This is a genomic window from Pseudonocardia adelaidensis, assembly GCF_039543345.1.
Lineage (GTDB): Bacteria > Actinomycetota > Actinomycetes > Mycobacteriales > Pseudonocardiaceae > Pseudonocardia > Pseudonocardia adelaidensis.
Genome location: NZ_BAABJO010000009.1, coordinates 138,551 through 162,900, shown reverse-complemented (window position 1 = coordinate 162,900; position 24,350 = coordinate 138,551). Strand labels below are relative to the sequence as shown.

Annotated in this window: 23 protein-coding genes; 13 read left to right on the top strand and 10 right to left on the bottom strand. The window is 73.4% G+C overall.

Features of this window, described 5'->3' with window-relative positions:
- The first annotated feature begins 193 nt into the window (after positions 1 to 193).
- Positions 194 to 1,078, top strand: coding sequence for an NAD(P)-dependent oxidoreductase (locus tag ABEA81_RS14350; RefSeq protein ID WP_345605532.1), 885 nt, complete (start codon positions 194 to 196; stop codon positions 1,076 to 1,078).
- Between the two features lie 376 nt (positions 1,079 to 1,454).
- Here the strand turns inward: ABEA81_RS14350 and ABEA81_RS14345 are convergent, their stop codons facing one another.
- Both ABEA81_RS14345 and ABEA81_RS14340 read right to left on the bottom strand, forming a co-directional pair.
- A complete protein-coding gene (locus tag ABEA81_RS14345) occupies positions 1,455 to 1,790 on the bottom strand; it encodes a DUF3140 domain-containing protein (protein ID WP_345605531.1) in 336 nt (111 codons plus the stop codon).
- Between the two features lie 36 nt (positions 1,791 to 1,826).
- Positions 1,827 to 2,309, bottom strand: coding sequence for a MarR family winged helix-turn-helix transcriptional regulator (locus tag ABEA81_RS14340; RefSeq protein WP_345605529.1), 483 nt, complete (start codon positions 2,307 to 2,309; stop codon positions 1,827 to 1,829).
- A 106-nt stretch (positions 2,310 to 2,415) separates the two neighbouring features.
- Here ABEA81_RS14340 and ABEA81_RS14335 point away from each other — a divergent pair, with 106 nt between their 5' ends.
- The 8 genes from ABEA81_RS14335 to ABEA81_RS14300 all read left to right on the top strand — a co-directional run bounded on the left by ABEA81_RS14335 (position 2,416) and on the right by ABEA81_RS14300 (position 10,814).
- Positions 2,416 to 3,075 (top strand): FMN-dependent NADH-azoreductase, encoded by a 660-nt coding sequence (locus ABEA81_RS14335; protein ID WP_345605528.1) that lies wholly within the window; start codon positions 2,416 to 2,418, stop codon positions 3,073 to 3,075.
- A gap of 56 nt (positions 3,076 to 3,131) precedes the next feature.
- On the top strand, positions 3,132 to 4,136 hold the full coding sequence (locus ABEA81_RS14330; RefSeq protein ID WP_345605527.1) for a TIGR03557 family F420-dependent LLM class oxidoreductase: 1,005 nt from the start codon (positions 3,132 to 3,134) through the stop codon (positions 4,134 to 4,136).
- Between the two features lie 137 nt (positions 4,137 to 4,273).
- Positions 4,274 to 5,278, top strand: a complete 1,005-nt coding sequence (locus ABEA81_RS14325) for a LacI family DNA-binding transcriptional regulator (RefSeq protein ID WP_345605526.1) — start codon at positions 4,274 to 4,276, stop codon at positions 5,276 to 5,278.
- Positions 5,275 to 6,483: an extracellular solute-binding protein gene (locus ABEA81_RS14320; RefSeq protein WP_345605525.1), complete on the top strand. Its 1,209-nt coding sequence runs from the start codon at positions 5,275 to 5,277 to the stop codon at positions 6,481 to 6,483. The genes ABEA81_RS14325 and ABEA81_RS14320 overlap by 4 nt, the downstream gene beginning before the upstream one ends.
- The gene (locus ABEA81_RS14315) at positions 6,480 to 7,598 is read left to right on the top strand and encodes an ABC transporter ATP-binding protein (RefSeq protein WP_345605523.1); all 1,119 of its coding nucleotides are present in this window, start codon (positions 6,480 to 6,482) and stop codon (positions 7,596 to 7,598) included. Before ABEA81_RS14320 ends, ABEA81_RS14315 begins: the two co-directional genes overlap by 4 nt.
- Before the next feature lie 88 nt (positions 7,599 to 7,686).
- Entirely contained in the window at positions 7,687 to 8,595 is a 909-nt protein-coding gene (locus ABEA81_RS14310) for an ABC transporter permease (RefSeq protein ID WP_345605522.1), read from the top strand.
- Positions 8,595 to 9,449: an ABC transporter permease gene (locus ABEA81_RS14305; protein WP_345605521.1), complete on the top strand. Its 855-nt coding sequence runs from the start codon at positions 8,595 to 8,597 to the stop codon at positions 9,447 to 9,449. Before ABEA81_RS14310 ends, ABEA81_RS14305 begins: the two co-directional genes overlap by 1 nt.
- Before the next feature lie 186 nt (positions 9,450 to 9,635).
- Positions 9,636 to 10,814 (top strand): ATP-binding protein, encoded by a 1,179-nt coding sequence (locus tag ABEA81_RS14300; RefSeq protein ID WP_345605520.1) that lies wholly within the window; start codon positions 9,636 to 9,638, stop codon positions 10,812 to 10,814.
- Between the two features lie 18 nt (positions 10,815 to 10,832).
- On the opposite strand, the gene ABEA81_RS14295 is transcribed toward ABEA81_RS14300, so the two are convergent.
- On the bottom strand, positions 10,833 to 11,726 hold the full coding sequence (locus tag ABEA81_RS14295) for a LysR family transcriptional regulator (RefSeq protein WP_345605519.1): 894 nt from the start codon (positions 11,724 to 11,726) through the stop codon (positions 10,833 to 10,835).
- 72 nt (positions 11,727 to 11,798) lie between these two features.
- Between ABEA81_RS14295 and ABEA81_RS14290 the strand changes: the two genes are divergently transcribed.
- Together ABEA81_RS14290 and ABEA81_RS14285 are read left to right on the top strand one after the other, a co-directional pair.
- Entirely contained in the window at positions 11,799 to 12,950 is a 1,152-nt protein-coding gene (locus ABEA81_RS14290; RefSeq protein ID WP_345605518.1) for a M24 family metallopeptidase, read from the top strand.
- Entirely contained in the window at positions 12,950 to 14,134 is a 1,185-nt protein-coding gene (locus ABEA81_RS14285) for a mandelate racemase/muconate lactonizing enzyme family protein (RefSeq protein WP_345605517.1), read from the top strand. The genes ABEA81_RS14290 and ABEA81_RS14285 overlap by 1 nt, the downstream gene beginning before the upstream one ends.
- 87 nt (positions 14,135 to 14,221) lie before the next feature.
- Here the strand turns inward: ABEA81_RS14285 and ABEA81_RS14280 are convergent, their stop codons facing one another.
- The 3 genes from ABEA81_RS14280 to ABEA81_RS14270 all read right to left on the bottom strand — a co-directional run bounded on the left by ABEA81_RS14280 (position 14,222) and on the right by ABEA81_RS14270 (position 16,375).
- Positions 14,222 to 14,968 carry a helical backbone metal receptor gene (locus ABEA81_RS14280; protein WP_345605516.1) on the bottom strand — a complete coding sequence of 249 codons (747 nt, stop codon included), beginning with the start codon at positions 14,966 to 14,968 and terminating at the stop codon, positions 14,222 to 14,224.
- 19 nt (positions 14,969 to 14,987) lie between these two features.
- Positions 14,988 to 15,254 (bottom strand): hypothetical protein, encoded by a 267-nt coding sequence (locus ABEA81_RS14275; protein ID WP_345605515.1) that lies wholly within the window; start codon positions 15,252 to 15,254, stop codon positions 14,988 to 14,990.
- 179 nt (positions 15,255 to 15,433) lie between these two features.
- Entirely contained in the window at positions 15,434 to 16,375 is a 942-nt protein-coding gene (locus ABEA81_RS14270; protein ID WP_345605514.1) for a LysR substrate-binding domain-containing protein, read from the bottom strand.
- A 68-nt stretch (positions 16,376 to 16,443) separates the two neighbouring features.
- Here ABEA81_RS14270 and ABEA81_RS14265 point away from each other — a divergent pair, with 68 nt between their 5' ends.
- Complete coding sequence (locus ABEA81_RS14265; RefSeq protein WP_345605513.1) at positions 16,444 to 17,766, top strand: MFS transporter; 1,323 nt, start codon at positions 16,444 to 16,446, stop codon at positions 17,764 to 17,766.
- A gap of 27 nt (positions 17,767 to 17,793) precedes the next feature.
- Here the strand turns inward: ABEA81_RS14265 and ABEA81_RS14260 are convergent, their stop codons facing one another.
- Genes ABEA81_RS14260 through ABEA81_RS14245 form a run of 4 tightly spaced genes read right to left on the bottom strand, consistent with a single transcriptional unit; the run spans position 17,794 to position 22,996 of the window.
- Positions 17,794 to 19,089: an MFS transporter gene (locus ABEA81_RS14260; protein WP_345605512.1), complete on the bottom strand. Its 1,296-nt coding sequence runs from the start codon at positions 19,087 to 19,089 to the stop codon at positions 17,794 to 17,796.
- 1 nt (position 19,090) lies between these two features.
- A complete protein-coding gene (locus ABEA81_RS14255; RefSeq protein ID WP_345605511.1) occupies positions 19,091 to 20,743 on the bottom strand; it encodes an amidohydrolase in 1,653 nt (550 codons plus the stop codon).
- A 7-nt stretch (positions 20,744 to 20,750) separates the two neighbouring features.
- Complete coding sequence (locus tag ABEA81_RS14250; protein WP_345605510.1) at positions 20,751 to 22,424, bottom strand: urease subunit alpha; 1,674 nt, start codon at positions 22,422 to 22,424, stop codon at positions 20,751 to 20,753.
- Complete coding sequence (locus ABEA81_RS14245) at positions 22,421 to 22,996, bottom strand: urease subunit gamma (RefSeq protein ID WP_345605509.1); 576 nt, start codon at positions 22,994 to 22,996, stop codon at positions 22,421 to 22,423. Before ABEA81_RS14245 ends, ABEA81_RS14250 begins: the two co-directional genes overlap by 4 nt.
- Positions 22,997 to 23,148: 152 nt before the next feature.
- Between ABEA81_RS14245 and ABEA81_RS14240 the strand changes: the two genes are divergently transcribed.
- Complete coding sequence (locus ABEA81_RS14240; protein WP_345605507.1) at positions 23,149 to 24,282, top strand: FAD-dependent oxidoreductase; 1,134 nt, start codon at positions 23,149 to 23,151, stop codon at positions 24,280 to 24,282.
- The last annotated feature ends 68 nt before the right edge of the window (positions 24,283 to 24,350 follow it).

Below are 24,350 nucleotides of genomic sequence, written 5' to 3'. Positions count from 1 at the left end.
TCCCGCTGGCCGCGCCGGCGAACCGGCCGAGTACGTCCAGTACGAGGCCGGCCCGCCGGCGCACCCAGCGGAAACCTGGATCCGCCGATGTACGCACCGATACTTCCGGCGGCGACCACTAGCCGCACCGACACCGCCCTCGCCGTGCGCCGATCGTGCGGGGGCCGTGCGCCCCGCCACCGACGCTCGTGGCATGACAGACGAGAAGTCCGTGACCGTGCTCGGTCTCGGCGCGATGGGATCGGCCCTCGCCCGCGCGTTCCTCGCCGCGGGCCGGCCGGTGACGGTGTGGAACCGCACCCCCGGCAAGGCGGGTGACCTGGTGGCCGGCGGGGCGACGGAGGCCGCGGCGGTGGAGGAGGCGGTCCGGGCGAGCGGGCTCGTGGTGGTCTGCCTGTGGGACCACCGGTCCGTGCACGAGACGCTGGACCCGGTGCGCGCCGCGCTCGCCGGGCGCGTGGTCGTGAACCTGACGAACGGCACCCCGGGCCAGGGCCGCGAGCTGGGCGAGTGGGCGCGGACCCACGGTTTCGCTCTGCTCGACGGCGGGATCATGGCCGTCCCCCCGATGATCGGGGCCCCCGGAGCGTTCGTGCTCTACAGCGGGCCGGAGGAGGCCTTCACGACCCACCGCGAGACCCTCGACGCCCTCGGCGAGAGCCGGTACGTCGGGCCGGACCACGGCAGGGCGGCGCTCTACGACATCGCCCTGCTCAGCGCCATGTACGGCGCGATGATGGGGGAGCTGCACGCGTTCGCCATGGTCCGCTCGGCCGGCGTCGCGGCCACCGGGTTCGCGCCGCTGCTGCAGCGCTGGATGGCCGCCGTCGGCGGGTTACAGGAACGCACCGCCCAGCTCGTGGACGCCCGCGACTACACCCGCGATGTCGTCTCGAACCTCGGCATGCAGGCCGCCGCCTACCACAACCTGATCGATGCGGCGCACGAACAGGGCGTGAGCCCCGAGCTGCTCGCACCGCTCCACCCGCTGATGCTGCGCCGGGCGGCCGAGGGCCATGGGCACGAGGACAACGCCGGCCTGATCGAGCTCCTCTTCACGCGGCGGGGCACCACGTGATCGCCCCGGGCGCCCCGCGCCGGGTCTCGCGGGCACCCGGCCGCAGGGAGATCAAGGGTGAACGATTGCTCTCGAAGATCGTTGGACGACGATCTCCCCTCCCGATCATGCTCGCGAAGACTTCTCCGGCTGACCGGGCCTCGTGGCTGGGCAGTGCGTCACGGCTGTGTGCAAGACCGTGGCGTCCTTCTCGCCGGCCTCCTGGCCGCGCCGCGCATGGTGCGGGGCGGCCCCTCGGAGGTCGAGGGCGCCTCCGGCGTCGCTGCGCGATCGCCGGCGCGACCTATGACCTCCGAGCCTCTGCGGCCCCTACGGGCAGCGTCGCGGGCGGCCGGGGCCAGCGACGATTCGGTGTGCTGATTGCGACCGTCGGGGCTCAGGCCCCGGCCGGTTTCAGCGGGTCGTGCCCGAGCGACATCAGGCGGTGGCGCCAGCCGGACTGGCCGGCGGTCGGCTCCAGGTCGTCGCGGCGCTGAGCGTGCACGCGGTCCACGACGCGCTGCATCACGTCCGTGTCGTGCGGCGTCAGGTCCTGGCGGCGCTTGCCGAGGATGGCGAGCACCTGCTGTCCGGTGGGCGTACCGGCCTGGTCGGGCAGCTCCTCGCCCTCCTCGCCGGCGTCGCGGGTGCGCAGCCACTCCGACAGCTCGCGCGAGGTCATGTTGACCACCCGGTGGAACTCGGCCCACAGCTCGTCGTCGACATCGGCCATGGTCCCCGCCTACCCGGGATGGGGCCGGTCGATGCCTCAGCAGCTGTTCTCGATCTCCTCGGCCACGGTGCACGCGTCGGCTCGCTCCTCGCCGCTCGCGACGGCGAGGCGCTGCAGCAGCGTGCGGAGGGTGTCGCGCTCGGAGGGCTCCAGCGGGCCGAGGACGTGGTCCTCGACCCGGCGCAGCCTGCGCTCGACGTCGCACAGCCTGGCCCGGCCGTGCTCGGTGAGCACCACGCGGCGGGCGCGGCGGTCGGCGGGGTCGGGCTTGCGCTCGACCAGCCCCGCCTTCTCGAGATCGTCGAGGAGGTAGGTCATCACCGTGCGGTCGACGCCGAGGCGCTGGGCCATCGCCAGCTGGCTGCCCGCGTCGCCCACGGCCGCCGAGGAGAGCACCTGGTAGCCCCGGGGACCGCCGGGGACGTCGGCCACCGCCTCCGCCGCGGTGCGCAGGTAGGAGCGGGTGACGGTGCCCAGCGCCCAGCCGAGGTCGGACTCGACGTTCGAGGGGCTGGTCACACCTCGATCGTACCGGGGAATGTTCTCCGCGAGATGCTCTGTTGACACGATCGTCTGCTTAACAGAAGATCGGGCCGACAGCACGGCTCCCCGGGAAGGACCCACGATGACCCTGTTCCGCCTGGACAGCTCCATCCGCCGCGAGGGCTCGGTGACCCGCGAGGTCGCCGACAGCCTCGAGCGGGCCTGGACCGACCACCACCCGGACGACGCCGTGCTCCGCCGCGACCTCGGAGCGGACCCGTTGCCGTCGGACGCCTGGCCGAACGCGGCCACGGCGCAGCACCTGCCGGAGGACCAGCAGACGCCGGAGCAACGCGCCGCGCTCGCCCTCGCCGTCGAGCTGGCCGACGAGCTCATCTCCGCGGACGCCGCCGTGATCGCCGTCCCGCTGTACAACTTCGGCATCTCGCAGCACGTCAAGGCCTGGATCGACCTGCTGCTCACGTCCCCGCAGCTGCGGCCGGGCGGGGACAGCAGCCCGCTGGCCGGCCACCCGGTCTCGCTGGTGATCGCCCGCGGTGGCGGGTACGGGGCCGGCACGCCGCGCGAGGGCTGGGACCACGCCACCCCCTACCTGCGGCGGATCTTCGAGGACGTCTTCCACGTCGACCTCACCGTGGTCGAGTGCGAGCTGACCCTCGCCGACGTCAACCCGGCGATGGCCGAGCTGCGCGAGACGGCCGCGGCGCTGCGCGTCCGCGCCCACGAGCGCGCCGTCGAGACCGGTCGCGCGATGGCGCAGCGCCTCAGCAGCGCGGCGTAAGCGCCCCTGTCCGCGGGTATCGCTTCGGGACCACTCCCGACGCGAGAGGACGGACGATGGTCGCCTTCGGCTACTCCCTGCTCTGCGAGCAGCGTGGACCGCGCGAGCTGGTGTCCGACGCCGTCGGGGCCGAGGACGCGGGGTTCGACTTCGCGGTGATCAGCGACCACTACTTCCCGTGGCTCGACAGCCAGGGACACGCCCCGCACGCCTGGCCGGTGCTGGGAGCGGTGGCCGCCGCCACCGAGCGGATCCCGCTGATGACGTACGTGACGTGCCCGATCATGCGATACCACCCCGTCGTGGTGGCGCAGAAGGCGGCGACGGTGGCGCTGCTCGCAGGCGAGGGGCGCTTCTGCCTCGGGTTGGGGGCTGGGGAGAACCTCAACGAACACGTGGTGGGAGCGGGCTGGCCGCCGGTGAACGTGCGCCACGAGATGCTCGGCGAGGCCGTCGAGATCATCGGGGAGCTGTTCACCGGCGGCTACGTCAACCGCAGCGGGAAGCACTACCGCGTCGACTCCGCGAAGCTGTGGGACTGCCCGGAGGGTGGCGTGCCGATCGCGGTCGCGGTGTCGGGGGAGCAGTCGGCGGCGGCGTTCGCGCCGGTGGCCGACGCGATGATCGCCGTCGAGCCGCTGCCGGACCTGGTGAGCGGCTTCGACGCCGCCGCGGGCACCACGCTGCCCAAGATCGGCCAGCAGCCGATCTGCTGGGATCCGGACCGCGACGCGGCGGTGGCTCGCGGGCACGACCAGTTCCGCTGGTTCGCAGGCGGCTGGAAGGTCAACGCCGAGCTGCCCGGCACGGCTGCATTCGCCGCGGCCACCCAGTTCGTGAAACCCGGCGACGTCGCGGGCGCCATCCCCTGCGGCCCGGACGTCGCGGCGCACGTCGAGGTGGTACGCCCGTTCGTCGACGCGGGCTTCACCCACGTCGCGCTGGTCCAGGTGGGGGGCGACACGCAGCCCGACTACCTCACATTCGCCGAGCGCGAGCTGCTCCCGGCCCTGCGCGAGGAGTACGGCAAGCCCGACGTCCCGGCGATCCGCGTCCGCTGAACCTTCTGGAAAGGATTGCAGCGGATTACACCGGTCGTCCTGCAACGAAGTCGACTCGCCTGTAGGTCAGGTCTTGACGCCGTCCGCAAACGGTTTCAGACTTCCGCACGCAACAGCGGACCAACGACGGGGGACTCGTGGCAGCGACCATCCGCGACGTCGCCCATGCGGCGGGGGTGTCGCAGGCGACCGTCTCGCGCGCGCTGTCCATGCCCGAGCTGGTGCGACCCACCACGCGGGCCCGCGTGGAGGCTGCGGCGCGGGAGCTGGGCTACCGGCCCAACCGGGCCGCCCGCGGCCTGATCACCGGCCGCACCGGCAACCTCGGCCTGATCGTCCCCGACCTGTCGAACCCGTTCTTCGCGGCGGTCGTGAAGGGCGTGCAGGCCGCGGCGCGGGCGGCGGACCACTCGGTGTTCATCGCCGACACGGACGAGGAGGCCGGCGTGGAGGCCGACCTGCTCCGGGCGCTCGCCAAGCAGGTGGACGGCCTGATCCTGTGCTCGCCGCGCGCGCCCGACGACGAGCTCGCCGCGGTCGACTCCGACTCCACCATCGTGCTGATGAACCGGAGGGCGGGCGATCGGCCCAGCGTCACCGTCGACAACGCCGACGGCATGCGCCAGGCCCTCGAGCACCTCGTGGCGCTCGGGCACCGCCGGGTCGCGTTCGTCGCGGGCCCGCGCACGTCGTGGTCCAACACGCAGCGCGAGGAGGGGCTGCACCGCAGCGCCGAGGCGGGGCACGTCGAGCTGGTGCACCTCGGCCACTTCCCGCCGCAGTTCGAGGGTGGGGTCGCGGCGGCCGACCTCGCGGTCGCGTCCGGGGCCACGGCCGTGATCGCCTACAACGACCTGGTGGCGCTCGGCCTGCTCAGCCGCCTCGGTGCCCGGGGCATCCCGGTGCCGTCGGCCATGAGCGTGGTCGGCTGCGACGACATCGGCATGTCGGCCATGAGCCACCCCGCGCTCACCACGGTCTCCGTCCCCAAACGGGCCGCGGGCCGGGCCACCGTCGGGTTGCTGTTGTCGCTGCTCGACGCGGGCGCGGACGGGAGCCCCCTGCACCGCGAACTGCCCACCCAGCTCATCGTGCGCGCCACCACCGAGGTCGCGCCCCCGACGAAGGGAACCACCCGATGACCGTGCAATGGCGCAGGGCACTCGCCGCGGGCGGGATCAGCGCGATCCTGCTGGTGGCCGGCTGCGGCGCCCCGGAGAAGCCGGGCTCGACGGAGGTGCCTGCCGGGCAGGTGCCGGACAAGCCGTCCGCGCCGGTGACGCTCAACATCCTCGACGTGGCCGGCAACCTGCAGCTCACGCAGGGGATGATCGACGACTTCGTGGCGAAGAACCCGGACATCGTCTCCCGGGTGACCACGGAGAAGGCGGCGGCGCCCGAGATGGCCGGCAAGATCAAGGCCCAGCAGGACGCGGGCAGGCTCGGCATCGACATGGTGCTCACCGGCACCGACGGCCTGTCCGCCGGCACCGAGCAGGGGCTGTTCACCCCGCTGCTGCCGCAGTTCGCCGACCGGCTCTCGGGTATGAAGTCCTACCTCGAGCCCGCGGCCGCGATGCAGGAGCTGGCCGCCGACCAGGGCGTGGTCGTCACCTACTACCCCTCGGGACCGCTCATCGAGTACGCGCCCGACCGCGTGGCCACCCCGCCGAAGACCGCGCAGGAGCTGCTGGCGTACGCGCAGGCGCACCCGGGCAAGGTCGGCTACGCGCGCCCGTCCAACTCGGGGCCGGGGCGCACCTTCCTGATGGGCCTGCCCTACATCCTCGGCGACTCGAACCCCAAGGACCCGGTGAACGGGTGGGACAAGACCTGGGCCTACCTCGCCGAGCTCGACAAGACGATCACGTCCTACCCGTCCGGCACGTCGGACACGATGAAGAACCTGGCCAACGGCACCTACGACATCATCGTCAGCACCACCGGGTGGGACATCAACCCGCGGGCGCTCGGCACCGTTCCGGCGGAGTACGAGGTGGGCACGCTCGAGGGTTTCACGTGGGTCACCGACGCGCACTACGCCGCGATCCCGAAGGGCGTCTCGGCCGACAAGCAGGCCGCCCTGCTCGCGCTGATCCAGTTCATGCTCACCCCGGAGGAGCAGGCCAAGGCCTACGACACGGGCTACTTCTACCCGGGCCCGGCCGTGGACGGCGTCACCCTGGACATGGCGCCGCCGGAGTCGCAGCAGGTGATCCGGCAGTTCGGTCGTCCCGAGTACGACGCGCTGATCGCGAACAACCCCAAGGCCACCCCGCTCGCCACGAAGGACATGGTCGCGGCGTTCGACCGGTGGGACCGCGAGATCGGCGGAGGCAACTCATGACCCCTGGGTTCCAGGAGCTGCGCCTGGACGGGGTCGGGCGCCGCTTCTCCGGCAAGGACGCGCTCGCCGATCTCGACCTCACGATCCGGGCGGGCGAGTTCATCGCCCTGCTCGGGCCGTCCGGGTGCGGCAAGTCGACGGCGCTGAACTGCCTCGCCGGCCTGCTGCCGCTCACATCGGGCAGCATCTGGCAGCGCCGTTCCGATGGGGAGAAGCGGATCGACGTCCTGCCGCCCGAGAAGCGCGGGTTCGGCATGGTGTTCCAGAACTACGCCCTCTTCCCGCATATGTCGGTGCGTCGCAACGTCGCGTTCGGGCTGCAGATGCGGCGCCTGTCGAAGGCCGAGGTCGCGCGCCGCACGGCCGAGGCGATCCGGCTCGTCCAGCTCGAGGAGCACGTCGACAAGCTGCCCGGGCAGCTGTCGGGCGGGCAGCAGCAGCGCGTGGCGATCGCGCGGGCCGTCGTGCTGGAGCCCTCGCTGGTGCTCATGGACGAGCCGCTGTCCAACCTCGACGCCAAGCTGCGGCTGGAGATGCGCACCGAGATCCGCAGGCTCCACCAGTCGCTCGGGCTGACCACCGTCTACGTCACGCACGACCAGGAGGAGGCGCTCTCGCTCGCCGACCGGCTCGTCGTGTTGCGGGCGGGCCGGGTGCAGCAGATCGGCACGCCGGAGGACCTGCACGCCCGGCCGGCCAACTGGCACGTCGCCGACTTCATGGGGTTCCGCAACATGGTCGAGATGACTGCGGCGCAGGCGTCCGGTGACGAGGTGGTGCTCGAGGGCGAGGGCCTGCGGCTCGTCGGCACCGCGATGTCCCCGGTCGAGGCCGGGGCCTCGGTCGTCGCGGCGGTGCGCCCCGAGGACGTCCTGGTCGTCGAGGCCGATGGGCAGAACCGGATCACCGCCACCGTCGACGTGGTCGAGTACCAGGGCCGCGAGCTGGCCGTCGAGGCCCGCACCGGCACCGGCCGCGCCCTCCACCTGCGCACCGACCAGCGCCTCGCCCCCGGCGACGCGGTGACGCTGGCGGTCGCCCCGGAGCGGTTGCTGGTCTACCCGAGGGAGGCCGCGGAACCGGCCCCGTCGGAGCTGGCGGAGGTGGCGGGATGAGGGCCCTCCTGAATGCCGGCATGGTGGCTTTGCTGCCGTGTTGTGCCAGTGAGGCCACCATGCTGTCGTTCGGGGCCGGGGGTGGCGCGTGACCGCCACCCTCCACCGGGCCGAGCGCACCCCACAGGTACCCGCCCTTCGCCACCGGCTCGCCGAGCGCGGGGTGGACCGGCAGTTGCTCCTGCTCGCCCCGGCCGTGCTGTTCGTCGTGCTGCTGTTCCTCTACCCGTTCCTCTACGGGCTGCAGCTCTCGTTCGCGCCCGAGGAGGGCGGGCCGCTCGCCAGCTACGGGGCCTTCTTCTCCGACCCGTACCAGCGCGGCACGATCTGGATCACCCTCGGGCTCTCGCTGCCTGCGGCCTTGCTGAACGTGTTGGCGTCGGTGCCCATCGCGTACCGGATGCGCGGGCGGTTCCGCGGCAAGCGGCTGCTCACCACCGTGCTCGTCGTGCCGATCACGCTGGGCACCGTGCTCACCGCCCAGGGCCTGCTCAACTTCCTCGGCCCGGCAGGCTGGTTCAACAAGGTCCTCACGGGCCTCGGCGTGGACGAACCCGCGCGGCTGGTCGGCAACTACTGGGGTGTGTTCTTCTCGCTGGTGATCACCGGGTTCCCGTTCGCGTTCCTGCTGATCCTGTCCTACCTGTCCGGGATCGACCCGACGCTGGAACGGGCGGCGGCCACGCTGGGCGCCGACTGGAAGGCGCGGTTCCGCTACATCACGCTGCCACTGCTCGCGCCCGGCCTCGCCACCACGTTCTGCCTGGCCTTCGTGCTGGCGTTCAGCGTGTTCCCGTCGGCGGTGCTGGTCGGCAACCCGGCGGGCGAGACCCGCGTGCTCGCGCTCGCCGCCTACCAGGCCGCGTACGAGCAGTACGACTACTCGCTCGCCTCGGCGATCGCGATGGTGATGGGCGCGGTCGAGCTGATCGTCATCGCCGTGGTGCTGCTGTGGCGGTCGCGGCTCTACACCGGCACGACGGGAGGGAAGGGCTGATGGCCACCGTCGTCCCCACGCGACGCCGGATCGTCGCGAGCCCCGGGGCATGGCTCGTGTGGGGCGCCGTCGCGTTCTTCCTGGTCAACCTGGCCGGCGTGGTCGGGTCCGTGCTGATCAGCTCCTTCGGTACGCAGTGGTTCGGCACCTGGCTGCCGGCGGGCTTCACCACGCACTGGTACGCCGACGCCTGGACCAGCTTCCACCTGTTCGACGTCGTGGTCGTCACGCTGCAGATCTCGCTGCTCGTCGTGCTGATCTCGGTGCTGATCGGGGTGCCCGCCTCCTACGTGCTGGCCAGGCGCACCTTTCCCGGCAAGAACCTGGTGTACTTCGCGTTCCTGCTGCCGATCCTCATGCCGCCGATCACCTACGGCATCCCGCTCGCCACCGTGCTCTACAAGTACGGGTTCGCCGGCAACATGTCCGGCGTGGTGCTGGCGAACCTGGTGCCGTCGGTGCCGTTCGTGATCCTCACGATGACCCCGTTCATCGAGCAGATCAACCCGAGCATCGAGTCGGCGGCCCGGATGTGCGGGGCCGGCATGCGGGCGCTGTTCCTGCGCGTGCTCGGCCCGCTGCTGGTGCCGGGCATCCTGGCCGCGTCGATCCTGGTGCTGGTCCGCACGGTCGGGATGTTCGAGCTGACCTTCCTGACGGCGGGGCCGGACTCGCAGACCCTGGTGGTGGCGCTGTACTACTCGATGTCGGCCGCCGGGATCAGGGCGCAGCAGTCGGTGGACGCCATGGCCGTGATCTACACGAGCACGATGCTGGTCCTCCTGGTGATCGCCCTGCGCTACGTGAACCCCACGCAGCTGGTGGCGCGGGTGAAGGAGGCGCCGGAGCCGTGAGCGCGATATGCAGGTCCGTTGCCCGCGGATCGCAGGCGCGTTCGGCGCGAATCGCAGTAGACCGGGTCGCGGATTGCAGGGCTGGAGACCGCGAAACGCAGAGCAGGGCGCTATTCTGACGGCGTGTACCGGCCCCGTTCACTCATCGGTCCCCTCCGGGATGCGCTGGCCGACACCCCGGTCGTCGTGGTCGCCGGTCCGCGGCAGGCCGGCAAGAGCACCCTTGCCGAACACGTAGTCGCCGATGCCGGGGGGACGTGGCTCACCCTCGACGACGCGGCCGTTCTCGACGCTGCACGCAACGATCCCGTCGGGTTCGTCAGCGGACGAACCGGACTGGTCGGCATCGACGAGGCGCAGCGCGTACCGGAGCTGTTGCTCGCGGTGAAGGCGGAGGTCGACCGGGAACGGCGGGCGGGCCGGTTTCTGCTCACCGGATCCACTCGCCTCCTCGGAGCACCCAAGCTCGCCGATTCACTGGCGGGCCGGATGGAAGCGCTGACCCTGTGGCCGTTCACCCAGGCGGAGCTGGATGACGGTGGTGGGGCGGCACCGGGCCTGATCGACCGAGCTTTCGGCGACGACCTCTCCGGGATCCGCCCACCCGCCGTGCCGAAGTCCGAGGTGCTGGAGCGGGCGATGGCAGGAGGTTTCATCCCGGCGCTCGAGAGAACCGATCGACGGCGCACGGCGTGGTACGACAGCTACGTCCAGGGCGTCATCGACCGCGAGGTGCGCACCGTCACCGATGCCACGTACCTGCGCGAGTTGCCGAGGCTCCTGCGGCTGTGTGCGGCCCGGACGTCAGGTGAGCTCAACATCGCCGACCTGGCGCGCGACATCGGGCTGTCCCGTCCCACCACCGATAGCTACCTCGCGCACCTCGAAGGCGTCTTCCTCGTCCAGACCGTTCCCGCGTGGTCCACCAATCTGACCGCGCGGGTCGTGCACCGGCCCAAGGTGACGGTCACCGACACCGGTCTCGCTGCGCGGCTGCTCGGCGGGCGGCTCCGTGCTGACGCCGAGCTCGCAGGGCGTCTTGTCGAGACGTTCGTCGCAGGGGAGTTGCGAGCCCAGGCCGAGTGGTCCTCGACGCGGCCGAGCCTGTACCACTTTCGAGACCGCGATGGCGCCGAGGTCGATCTCGTTCTGGAGTCCGGTGACGGTCGAGTCGTCGGAGTCGAGGTCAAGGCCGGCGCCACCGTCCGAGCCGAAGACCTCCGCGGGTTGCGTCTGCTGGAGCAGCGCATGGGCGGAGACTTCGCGGCAGGCCTGGTGCTGTGCACTGCTCCGGCCCCGAGCCATCTGGGCGGCCGGCTGTGGATCATGCCCATCTCGGCACTGTGGAGCCACACCGCTGTGTGAGAGGCCGTCAGGGCAGCACTACGGCTCCACAGCGCTCCGGATGGCGGCTGCTACGGCTGCGATCGGGGGGTTTCCGGCGCTGCCCTTGCGGGTCACCAGGGAGATCGTGCGCGTCAACGGGGGGTCCAGCACCGGGCGTAGCTGGACGTCGGCGGACAGCGCCTCGGTGGCCAGCCGCGGCAGCAGCGCCACCCCCAGCCCGGCGGCCACCAGCGCGACGATCACCGTGTAGTCGTCGCTCGCGTAGTCGACGGTCGGTGCGAAGCCCGCCAGCCCGCAGGCGCGGTCCAGCACGGCGCGCAGCGCGGTGTCGCTGTGCGGGGCGATCCAGGCCTGGTCGCGCAGCATCGCGAGCGACACCTGCTCCGGCGCGCCGTGCCCGGAGGGGAGGGCCGCGAGCAGCGGTTCGGTGAACAGCGGCTCGACGTCGGCGCCGGGCTCGGCGACGCGGGGGAGCACCGCGTACTCGTAGACGAGCGCGAGGTCGATCCCGCCCGACCGCACGGCCGCCACGGCCTCGTCGGTCTCCAGCTCGGAGAGGATCACCCGCAGGTCCGGGTGCTCGGCGCGGCAGCGCGCGATCGCGGCCGGGACGAACGCCGCCGCCGCGGTGGGGAACGCCGCGAGCCCCACCGTGCCGCGGACCGAGCCGGCGAGGCCCGCGAGCGCCGCCTCGGCGGCCTCCAGCTCGGCCAGCACGCGTTCCGCGTGGTCGACGAGCACCCGGGCGGCCGTGGTGAGCGCCACCCGCCTGCCCGCGCGCACCAGGAGGGGCGTGCGCACCTCGCGCTCGAGCAGTGCGAGCTGCTGCGAGACCCCCGAGGGCGTGTACCCGCACGCCTGCGCGGTGGCGGCGATCGTGCCCCGGCTCGCGAGCTCCCGGAGCAGCCGCAGCCTGCGTGGTTCCAACATGAAGTGATGCTACTGATCCTCGGAAGAAACCGTCACTTGTCCTGAAGACCGCCGCGGCCGCACCCTTCGCGGGTGACGATCACCGCCCCACTGGTGGCCCCGCTCCATGACCCCGAGCGGCAGGCCCGCACCACCGCGCTGCGCGCCGCGATGGCAGCCCGCGGTCTCACCGCCGTCGCGCTGACCAGCCCCGAGAACGTGTACTACCTGCTGGGACTCGACCACCTCGGCTACTTCGCCTTCACGATGGTCGTGCTGCCTGCCGAGGGCGAACCCGTGCTCGTCACGCGCGAGATGGAGCGAGCCACCGTGGTGGCCCAGGTGCCCGAGGTCCGGCACGTCACGTTCGCCGACGGCGAGGACCCCGCGGACGCGGCGGTCCGCGCGCTCGCCCACATCGTGCCGGAGGGCGGGACGGTGGGCGTCGAGGGACGCGGGTCGTTCCTGCCGCCCGCGGTGCTCGATGCGCTGCGCGCCGCGCTCCCCGCACTGAGCTGGGTGGACTGCACCGGCCTCCTCGCGTCGGCCCGGGCCGTGCAGTCGGCCACCGAGACGGGCTGGGCGCGCCGGGCGGCGGGGGTGTCCGACGCCGCGATGCGGGCGGGGATCACCGCCGCGCGCCCGGGTGCGGCCGAGCGCGAGGTGGCCGCGGCGACGTACCACGCGATGATCTCGGCCGGGGGCGAGTCGCCCGGCTTCGTCCCGCTGATCCGCCCCGTCGCCATGCTCGGGCAGGAGCACGTCACCTGGGGTGACCGCCCGCTGCGCCCCGGCCACGGGCTCTTCGTGGAGCTGTCGGGCTGCGTGCGCCGCTACCACGCACCGCTGTCGCGCACGGTCTACCCGGGGTACGCGCCGTCCGGGGCCGTCGAGGCTTCCGAGCGCGCGCTCGCCGGGCTCGCCGCCGCCCGCACCGCCCTGCGGCCGGGCATCCGCACCGGCGAGGTCTTCGCCGCGTGGCAGCGCGCGGTGGGCGGGATGCCACGCCGGCACCACTGCGGCTACCTCGTCGGCATCGGCTACCCGCCGAGCTGGGTCGGCGGCCCGGAGGTGCTCGGCATCCGGCCGGGCGGGGACGTCGAGGTGGTCGCCGGGATGGTCTTCCACCTCATGTCGTGGGTCGAGCGCCCGGTCGGGCACGTCGTCTCCGACAGCGCGCTCGTGACCGACGACGGGTGCGAGCTGCTGACGACCGTCGCGCGCGAGCTCACGGTGGTGGCCTGATGCGGATCACCGGCATGCGCACCACCCCGGTCGCCGTCCCGTTCCGCGCGGACGAGGTCTGGGCGTTCGGCAGGCGCCGCGGCCAGGTGAGCGTCCTGCTCGAGCTGGAGACCGACGAGGGGGTCGTGGGGCTCGGCGAGGCTGCGACGTACCCGTCGGCGGACATCGTGCTTTCCGTGTTCGCGAGCCTGGAGCCGTTGGTGCTCGGCGCCGACCCGCTGCGCATCGAGCAGCTCGTCCGGCGCATCGACGTGGTCGGCACCTGGCACCACGTCGGCGCGAGCAGCCCGGCGATCGCCGCGGTGGAGATGGCGTGCTGGGACATCGCGGGCAAGGTGTGCGGCCAGCCGCTGGTGAACCTCTTCGGTGGCCGGTTCCGCGACAGCGTCGAGTTCTTCTGGTACGTGGCCCGCTCCGACGCCGACGAGGTCGCCGAGGAGGGCCGCCGGGCCACGAAGGCAGGGTTCTCCACCTGCTACCTCAAGGTCGGCTCCGACGACCCGCGCCGGGACGTCGAACGCGTCGCCGCGCTCCGCGACGGCGCCGGGCCCGGCGCGCGGATCAGGGTGGACGCCAACGAGGCCTGGTCGCCGGGCTCGGCGGTGCGCGTGATCCGGGAGCTCGCGCGCTACGACCTCGAGCTCGTCGAGCAGCCGGTCTCCGGCCGCAACCTCGCCGAGATGGCCTACGTCCGCTCACGCATCGACGTGCCGCTGCTGGCCAACGAGGCCTCCTGGACCCGGCACGCCCAGCTCGCCGTGATCCGGGCCGGCGCCGCCGACGTGATCTCGGTGGACAACCAGATGGACGGGGGCCTCGCGAACCTGCGCCGCTCCGCCGGGATGTGCGAGACGGCCGGGCTGCCGGTTGTGAAGCACAGCCTCGGCGAGCTGGGGGTGGCCCTCGCGGCCGCCGTGCACGCGCTCGCGGCCACGCCGAACGCCCGCCCCGCCCACCAGGCCTACGGCGCCCTGCTCGCCGACGACGTCGTCGCCGGCTTCGGCGGCGCGGCCACGAACTACTCCGGAGGCCACCTCACGGTGCCCACGGGCCCGGGGCTGGGCGTCGAGCTGGACCGCGACCGGGTGGAGCGCTACGCCGAGCTGTACCGGCGCGAGGGCGCCGGCTTCGGGTTCCACGACCGGGAGCGCGTCCACGCCTCGGCGGCGCTGCCGAAGTTCTGACCCGCGCAGCACGATGGAGCCGTAGTGCTGTTCTCGCCCGCGGAAACCAGCGTTGTGGAGCCATGGAGGGTTCTCGCCACACCACCCCTACCGCGCCACCGCGGCGGGCAGGTCGCGCGCAGCTTCCGCCAGGCTCGGGCCGTACCAGGTCAGGAGCCTCCCGCTGACCAGCGCGGCCGGCACGTCCGGGAACGCCTCCGGCCCGTCGTCGACGGTGAAGAGGTACGGCTCGTCGGGCAGCACCACGAGGTCGTGGGCCGGCAGGCGGGCCGGGTCGATCCGCGGGTAGCGCTCGTCGGCGTCGGCGAGCGCGTTGTCGACGCCGAGCCGGGCGAGGACGGCGCCGGTGAACGTGTCGCGCCCGACCGCCATCCACGGCCTGCGCCAGATCGGCACGACCGCGCGTCGCCGGACGGCCGGCTCGGGCAGCGCCGCCCAGGCGGCCTCGGCCTCGTCCAGCCAGGCCGGCCGGTCGAGGCCGCACGCCGCGAGCATCCGGGCGAGCGACGCGAAGGCGCCGTCCAGCGTGCGGATGTCGGTGACCCACACGGCCAGGCCGGCCGCGCGCAGCGCGTCGAGGTCGCTCGCGCGGTTCTCCTCCTGGTTGGCGAGGACGAGGTCGGGGGCGAGGGCGACGATCGCGTCGACGTCCGGGTTCTTGGTGCCGCGCACCCGCGTGACGTCGAGGTCGGGCGGGTGGGTGCACCAGTCGGTGGCGCCGACGAGCAGCCCCGGCGCGGTGGCCGCCACCGCCTCGGTGAGCGACGGCACGATCGAGACGACCCGCTCCACCCGGGTGGGCAGCGGGACGTCGAGACCGAGGTCGTCGTTCATGCGGGAAACCGTAGGAGGTTCAGTACTCGCTCGCGAAGTAGCACGCCCGCTCGGCCTTCCGGTCGCTCAGCCCGGCGGCGACCAGCAACGGGTAGCACTGCTGCCGCAGCACCCACGAGTCGCTGCCGCCCAGTGCGCAGGCCTGCCTGACCTTCGGGCCGACGATGATGCCGTCCTCGCGTTGCAGGTAGTCGATGCAGTGGGCTTCGGCGGCGAAGGCGGGAGCGGCGGTGGCGACGGGGATCGCGACGGCGATCGTCGCCGCGCCCAACGCGGCGGCGAGCATGCGTGCTCGGACTACCCACGACCTCCTCCCGATCGTGGTCGGCGTGGCTTCCCGTGAGGCGCGGCAACTCGGGATCGTCGGGCGTGGCGAGGTAGTCGTCCAGGACGGCGGGGCCGAGCGGTTCGAGCCGGACGCGCTCGCCGACCAGCGTCGCCTGGTCCCGGAAGGGTCCGGCGCGATCACGCGCCCAGCATGCCCGGTCCCGCCGGGGCGAGCAGCGCCGGGCCGGACCGGCGCAGGAAGTCGCGGAACACGCGCACAGCCGGTCCGGCCGGCCGGTCGGCCACCCAGACGAGCCCGACGGTGCGCCTGGTGCGCGGCTCGGTGACGGGCAGCTCGACCACGCCCGGCGTCACGTGTGACGAGGGGGCGAGCAGGGCCACCCCGAGCCCGGCGCCGACGAGGCCGCGCAGCGTCTCGCCGTCCTCTCCCTCGAACGCCATCCGCGGCACGAACCCGGCCTCCCGGCACCACGCCTCGGTGAGGCTGCGCAGCCCGAAGCCCGGCCGGTAGCCCACGAACTGGGCGCCCGCCGCGGCGGCGAGAGGCAGCCCGTCCCGGTGGGCGGCGGCGATCGGGTGGTCGACCGGCACCACGAGCCGCAGCTCCTGCTCGTACATCGGGGCGCTGACGAGCGTGGGGTCGGTGGGCAGCGGCGAGGTCACGCACACGTCCACCTCGCCGGCGCGCAGCCGCTCGATGATCGCGTCGTTGCCGCCCTGGGCCAGGTCGAACCGCACGTCCGGGTGCGTGCGGCGGAACTCGCGCAGCAGCCGGGGCACCGCCTCGGCGCCGAACGTGTGGAGGAAGCCCAGCGCCACGCGGCCGCGCACGGCATCGGCGTCGGTGACGATCTCGCGAGCCGCCGCGTCGAGCTCGGCGACGGCGCGCTCGGCGTGCCGCAGCAGCGTGCGGCCGGCGCGGGTGAGGCGCACGGCGCGGCCTGCGCGGACGAACAGGGCCACCCCGAGGTCGTGTTCGAGGCGGGCGATACCGCGGCTCAGCGTGGACTGCGGCACGCCGATCGCGTCGGCCGCGCGGGTCATGTGCTCGGTGCGGGCGACCGCCGTGAACTGCCGCAGCCGGGGTGCGAGGGCGGCCAGCAGCTCGGACTCATCCACTTCCTCATCGTATGGCGGGCAGAGATGCATTGGACGCATCGAAGGGTGGCTGCCTACGGTGGTGAGCGATGACAACGACCGTGCCGGCAGTCGCGGGCCACGAGCGCGGCACGCGCGCCTACCGGCGCCTCGGTGCCGCGATGTGGTGTGCGGGCCTGGCCACGTTCGTGCTGGTCTACTGCGTGCAGGCGCTCCTGCCGACCCTCGCTGCGGAGTTCGAGGTGTCCTCGTCCGTGGCGAGCCTCGCGCTGTCGGCCACCACGGGCACGCTCGCGCTCGCGATCGTCCCGCTCTCCGCCGTGGCCGAGTCGTGGGGCCGGACCCGCGTGATGACGGCCGCCCTCGCGGCGTCCGCCGTGCTGGGTGTGCTCGCCCCGCTCGCGCCCACGTTCGGCGCGCTCGTCGCGGTGCGGGCGCTGCAGGGCGTCACGCTCGCCGCGCTCCCCGCACTGGCGATGGCGCACGTGACGCGCGAGGTCGCGCCGCGCTGGCTCGGCGGCGCCGTCGGGCTGCTCATCGCGGGCAACACGATCGGCGGCCTGTCCGGGCGGCTCGTGGCCGGCGCCGTCGCCGACGTCGCCGGGTGGCGCGTGGCACTGGCGGTCATCGGCGGGCTGTCGCTGCTGTGCACCGTGGCGTTCCGGATGCTGCTGCCGCCCGCGCTCGCCCCCGCCCCGCCGCGGGTGCGACTGCGCGAGCTGGGGCGGCCGTTGCGCGCGCAGCTGGCCGATCCCGGGCTGCGGTGCCTCTTCGGCATCGCGTTCCTGCTGATGGGCGCGTTCGTCACCGTCTACAACTACCTGGGCTTCCGGCTGCTGGCGCCGCCGTTCGGGCTGCCGGCCGCGCTCGTCGGGCTGGTCTTCCTCGGCTACCTCGCCGGCACGTGGGCGTCCACCGGGGCCGGCCGCCTCGGCGACCGGTGGGGCCGGCGCCGCGTGCTCTGGGCCGCGGTGCTCGTGGCCGTCGCCGGGGCCTGGGTGACGCTGCCCGACCTGCTGGCCACGGTGCTCGCCGGGCTGCTGGTGGTGACGGTCGGGTTCTTCGCGGCCCACTCGGTGGCCAGCAGCTGGGTGGGCCGGCGCGCGTCGGTGCTGCCCGCGGGCTCGCCCGCCGTCGCGTCCTCGCTCTACCTCTTCGCCTACTACCTGGGCAGCAGCGTCGGCGGCGCGACCGGCGGCGTCGCCTACGACCACGGCGGCTGGCCCGCGGTGGTGGTCTACGTGACGGTGCTGCTCGCGGGAGCGCTGGCCCTGTCGCTGGTGCTCCGCCGGGTCAGCCCTCCGGCCGGGACGTCAGCCCAAACGCACTTCCGGGGAACCACCGCCGCGGCGAAGCAAGGCGGGGGCTCGCCGGGGAGAGCGCAGCCACTTTCACGACGCGAGAGGTCGTGAAAGTGGCTTTCCTGACACCGCCGAGGCCTACCCGCGCGACACCACCTCGTCGCGGGAGAGGGAGATGCGCGGGGCCAGTGCCCCCGCCCCGGCCGTGATCAGCGCGATCACGATCAGCAGGAGCGCGACCGACCACGACCGGCCGCCGCTCGCGGCCAGCAGCGCGGTGGCGAGCAGCGGGACGAACCCGCTCACCACGCCGGCGACGTTGGACGCGAGCGCCACCCCGCTGTAGCGCAGCCGGGCCGGGAAGAGGTCGGTGAGCAGCGCCCCGGACACCGCGTACGGGATCGACAGGCAGGCGACGGCGAGCGTCACCCCGATGATCACGAGCGCCGGGTTGGTGGTGTCGATCATCCAGAACGTGGGGAACGCGACCAGTGCCGAGATCACGCCGCCGATCAGCGTGATGTGCCCGGCCCCGAAGCGTTCCGCCATCCGCCCGCCGACGACGAGCACGACGATCTCGACGGCCGCCGCGACGAGCGTGGCCGTGAGCAGGAGCGAGCGGGGCATGCCGAGGTTCGCGGTGCCGTAGCTGATCACGAACGTGGTGATGAGGTAGAAGCCGCCGATGCCGAGGAGCGCCGAACCCGCCCCCACCAGCAGCTGCGGGAACGTAGTGCGGAACACGTCGACGACCGGGGAGCTCGCCAGCTCGTCCTCCTTCAGCAGCTGCTCGAAGAGCGGCGACTCCTCGACCCGCCGCCGGATCCACAGCGCGATGTAGAGCAGCGGGAACGCGGCGAGGAACGGCAACCGCCAGCCCCAGGAGTCGAAGCTCTCCGACGGCAGCAGCGAGACGAGCAGGAACGCGCCGGACGACAGCAGCGTGCCGATCGGGGAACCGAGTTGCGGCATCGCGGCGTAGCGGCCGCGGCGCTCCTTCGGCGCGTGCTCGACGGCGAGCGTGACCGCGCCGCCCCACTCCCCGCCGACGGCGACGCCCTGCAGCAGCCGCAGCAGCGTGAGCAGGATCGGCGCGGCGACGCCGATCGTGAAGTAGGTGGGCAGGAGCCCGATCGCGCCGGTGACGAACCCGATCATGCTGACGGTGACGATCAGGCACTTGCGCCGCCCGATGCGGTCGCCGAGGTGGCCGAACACCACGGCGCCGAGCGGGCGCGCGAGGAAACCGACCGCGAACGACGCGAACGCGCCCGCGGTCGCGACGACCACGTCGTCGCTCGCGAAGTACAGCCGGTTGAACACCAGCGACGCGGCGGTGCCGAAGAGGAAGAAGTCGTACCACTCCAGCGCGGTGCCGACGAACGCGCCCAAGGCGACCTTGCGCGCCTCGGCCTCGGTGACGGTGACGGCCATGTCATCCCTCCTGGTCGATGCCGAGCTTCTCGGCGCCGTGGACGCACTGCCCACCCACGAACGTCGCGACGACGCCCACGTCGCCGATCCGGTCCGGCTCGACGGCCGTGACGTCGTCGGTGAGCAGCACGAAGTCGGCGAGCTTGCCCGGGGTGATGCTGCCCCGCTCGCGCTCCTCACCCGCGACCCACGCGGCGTCGAGCGTGTAGGCGCGCAGGGCGGTGGCGGCGTCGACGCGCTCGTCCGGGCCGATCACCGCGCCGGATGCGGAGCGGCGCAGCACCATCGACTGCATGCCCAGGAGCGGCGCCCCGGCCGCGACCGGCCGGTCGGAGCTGCCCGGCACCCGCAGCCCGGCGCGCAGGAAGCTCGCGTGCCGGTACAGGCCCGCCGACCGGTCCGGCCCGACCGCCGCGGCCATCGTGTCCCCGATCTCGTGGAGGAACCGCGGCTGCGGCACCGGCGTGACGCCCAGCTCCGCCATGCGCGCCACCTGCTCGGGCGAGGTGACGGCGGCGTGCTCGATGCGCGGGCGAGCGTCCGGGCGTGGGTGTGCGCGCTGCATGTCGGCGATCGCGTCGAGGGCGAGGTCGATCGCGCGGTCGCCGATCGCGTGCGCCGCGACCCGCCAGCCCGTGGCGTGCGCGCCGAGGATGCGGGAGCGCAGGAGCTCCGGGTCGTCCTGGAGGTAGCCGTGGCTGTGCCGGTCGCAGAAGGGATCACGCATCGCGGCCGTGCGGGCGACGAGCGAGCCGTCGGTGAAGATCTTCATCGGGCCGATGCGCAGCCGGTCGTCGCCGAAGCCGGTGCGGATGCCGAGATCGATGCCGATCCCGTCGGGGTCGGACGCGTGCCCGGCCACGGGGTGCAGCGCGTCGGCCACGGGCATCAGCTGCACGCGCACGGTGAGCACGCCGGTCTCGCGCGCCTGCAGGTACGCGGCGAGCTCACGCGGGGAACGCCCGACCCAGCCGCCGCCGATGCCGCACTCGGTGACGTGCGTGAGGCCCTCCGCCGCGTACACGGCGGACGCGTTGCCGATCGCGCGGGCGAGGTCGTCGGTGGCATAGGGGACGAGCAGCGCGGTCGCCAGGTTCTGGGCCTGCTCCTCGAGGGTGCCGGTCGGGTCGCCGGACGCGTCGCGCACCACGACCCCGCCCTCGGGCACGACCGCCGTGCCGTCGAGCACGCCGATCCGCGCGAGCACGGGGCTGTTCACCGTGGTCACGTGGCCGGAGCGGTGCTTGAGCACCACCGGGCGCCCGCCGGCGGCCCGGTCCAGCTCGCGGCGGTGCGGGTGGCCGCCGATCGCGGTGTCGTCGTAGCCCGCCCCGATCACGAACGCGTCCGGGGCGAGGGTGGCCGCGCGCTGCGCGACCCGGTCGTACAGGGTGGCGAGGTCGGACGAGCCCGCGAGGTCGACCTCGTCGAGCGAGGACCCGAACCACGCCATGTGGTTGTGCGCGTCGCCGAACCCGGGCACGAGGGCGGCGCCCTGCGCGTCGATCTCGGTGCGCGCCGAGAGGCCGGCACGATCGTCACGAGTATCGAGCGCCAGCACGCGGCCGTGGTGCACCGCGAGCGTGCGCGCGCGGGGCCGGTCGTCGTCCACGGTGACGACGGCGGCGTTGCGGACGAGCAGGTCGATCTCCATCTGTCCCTCAACCCAGGTGGTGCAGCCGCGTGAGCGGGAGCGTTGCGGACCGGTGCAGCGGGACCTCGCGGCCGTCGACGCGGACCGGGATCGGTTCGGGCGCCACCTCGACCTGCGGAGTGGCGGTGTTGTGCAGCATGTCGGCGCAGGTCAGCCCGCGGCTGTCGGCGATGGCGGAGTAGGTCCGCCCCGCCGGAAGGGCGTCCCGGCCGGCCTGCTCCGAGACGAACACGTGCGCCAGCCGGGCGGGCGCGCCGCCGTGCCCGCCGTAGAACGCCCGCATCCGGCGCGGCTGCGTGAGCCGCGTGGACCCGGAGCCGGAGCCGGCCGCGCCCCATGCCACGAACCCGGACTTGATCACCATCTCGGGCTGCGCGCCGAACCAGGCCGGGTTCCAGAGCACGATGTCGGCCAGCCGGCCCGGCCGCAGCGACCCGACGTGGGTCGCGATCCCGTGCGCGACGGCCGCGTTGTGCGTGAGCTTGGCCAGGTAGCGCAGCACGCGCGCGTTGTTCGCGACGTCGGGGCCGGTCTCCCCGGCGAGCGCCGCCTGCACGGACGCCAGCTGCCACGTGCGCCGCGCGGTCTCGGCGATGCGGCCCATGCCGAGCGCGTCGGAGTTGACGATGCTGATCGCGCCCTGGTCGTGCAGGTGGTTCTCGGCCGAGATCGCGTGCTCGCGGATGCGGCCGGCGGCGATCGCGGCGTCGCTCGGCACGTGCGCGTGGCCGCGGTGCACGGTGAGCGTCATCGGGTGCAGCTCGGCGACGGTGGACGGGGTGAGCGGCAGCGTCGGCGTCGTCGAGCTGGTCAGGACGTTCGGCCGGGAGACGATCGAGAGCAGGTCGGGGTGCCCGCCGCCGCCCTCCACGTGGTAGGCGTGCACCGTGCGCCCGCCGACCGCGTCGAGGGTGTCGGCGAGGAAGCCGGACTCGTTCAGCGTGTCGGTGTGCAGGGCCACCGGCAGGTCGGCGGCCTCGGCCACGCCCAGGCAGGTGTCGATCACGTCCGGGGTGGCGCCCCAGTCCTCGTGCACCTTGAACCCGGCGCAGCCCGACAGCACCGCCTCCTCCAGCAGCGCGGCCGAAGTGGACGATCCGCGGGCCAGGAACGCGGCGTTGATCGGGACGTCCGCCCACCCCGCGATGAGGGAGTGCAGGTTGTAGCGCGGGTTGGCGCCGACGTCCCAGACGCCGCCGATGCCCATCCCGACGATCGTCGTGACGCCCGCCGACAGCGCTGCCGCGGCGAGGTCGGCGTTGGACAGGTGGACGTGCGAGTCGACGATGCCGGGCGTCGCGAGCAGGCCCTCGCCGGTGATCATCGCGGTGTGCGCGTCGACCTCGAGGTCCACGCCGTCGAGGACGTCCGGGTTCCCGGCGCGGCCGATGCCCACGACCCGGCCGTCCTTGATGCCGATGTTGGTCTTGCGGATCCCGAGCACCGGGTCGAGGAGCACGACGCCGAGCACGATCATGTCCAGTGCGCTGGAGCGGTCGGCGACGCTCTCCACGAGCGCCCCGTGCCGGGCGGTCTTGCCGCACCCGCCGAGCAGCTCCTCGCCCGGTTCGGTGTCGTCGGCCTCCACCTCGACCCACAGCCCCGTGTCCGCGAGCCGGATCCGGTCGCCGGTGGTGGGGCCGTAGCGGCGGGCGTACTCGGTGCGATCGATCGCGGTCACCCCGTGCCCCCGATCCGCACGACGGCGACCTCCCGCTCGGCGCCGGCGTCCACCCGGACCGCCGTGCCCGCCGGGACGTCGAGCCGGTAACGGCCCTCCGGGGCGCTCACCCGCAGCGCGGGGTTGAGCCGGTCCAGCGGGACGTGCGAGGACACCCAGATCGGCAGGTGGCCGGTGTTGCGCAGCACGGCGGTGGCCCGTTCGCGGCCGGGGGCCAGCTCGACGTCCCCGCCTGCCGCGCGCACCGCGCCCGGACCGTCGGGCGGTGGCGGCCCGAACGGCGCGTCCACGTGCACCAGCACCGAGCCGTGCGGGAACAGCGCCTCCACCTGCAGGGCGGGCACCGCGGCCGGGACGCCCTCGACGAGCTGTCCGGGCGTGATCAGCTCGCGCGCCCTGGCGACGACCTCCTCGTACGGCAGGCCGTCCCAGGCGAACTCGCAGATCTCGTCGCAGACGAGCGCCACCGCCTCGGGTGCGCCCAGCAGGGCGCCACGGGCGAGGCGGCGCCGGGCCAGGTCGGCGCCCGCGGCGAGCAGCAGTCGCTCGTGTTCGCGGGGGGTCAGGTGCATGGCCCCTCCGGGGTCGGCATCGGGACAGCATGGTGTCCGCTCCGGTGCTGGGAAAGCCGAATGTCCCACCGGATCCGGCGCCCGAACTGTGCAGATGCACAACCTGTAAAGCAGCATGACTCAATCAAACAGATAGATGATAACCTCCGGGCATGACACGCATCCTGATCAGCGGTGGCGGCATCGGCGGGCTGGCGCTCGCGCAGGGCCTGCGCCGGGGCGGCCTGGACGTAGCGGTGTACGAGCGGGAACCCTCGCCGCGGCTGCGCAACCAGGGCTACCGCATTCACATCGACGGCGACGGCAATGCCGCGCTGGCCGCCTGCCTGCCACCGGAGGTCCTCGACCTGGTGCGCCGCACCAGCGGCGTCAACGGGGACCTGGTGGCCGGCTACACGGACCAGCTGGAGCAGGTGATGGCCCAGACGTTCCCGCTCACGGGTGACGACGGGATCACCTGCGTCGACCGCTACACGTTCCGGCAGGGCCTGCTCACCGGGCTGGACGGCGCAGTCCACTTCGGGCGGGCGGTGAGCGGGTACGAGGTGCTGGGGTCCGGGCGGGTGCACGTGCGCTTCGCCGATGGCGGCAGCGACGAGGGCGACCTGCTGGTCGGCGCGGACGGCATCGGGTCGGCGGTGCGTCGCCTGCTGGTCCCGCACGCCACGGTGCGGGACCTCGGGATCCGCTGCCTGTACGGGCGGATGGTGCTCGGCGCCGGCACCGACCCGCTGGTGCCGGCGGACTTCGACCGTGGCTTCTCGTGGGTGGCCGACCGCACCGGGTACGGCGCCGGGTTCGCCCCGGTGCGGTTCCGCACCCCGCCGCGGAACGGCGCGTCCGACTACCTCATGACCGTCCTCACGGCCACGCCCGAGCGCATGGGCGTGCCGGACGACAAGCTGTTCCGGATGGCGCCGCAGGAGATCTGGGAGCTGGCCGTCGAGGCCACGGCCGCATGGCATCCCGCAGTCCGCGAGCTGTTCGCCCATGGGGACCCCGCCACGTTCTTCCCGATCACGCTCCGGGCCGGTGAGCGCGTCGACGCGTGGGAACCGGGCCCCGTCACGCTGCTCGGCGACGCGATCCACACGATGCCGCCCACCGGCGGGGTGGGCGCCAACACCGCGCTGCGGGACGCGCAGACGCTCGCCGGTGAGCTGCTCGGCGGGGCGGCACCCGTCGATGCGGTCGCGGCGTACGAGCGCGTCATGCTCCCACGCGGGTTCGAGGTCGTCGACCGCTCGCTGGAGATGGCCGCCCAGCTGTTCGGACCGCGGCCGTGAGGTCCTCCGACTGGCGAGGCGGCCGCGCGGCGCGCGAGACTGCCAGCACGGAGCTACCGAGATCGACA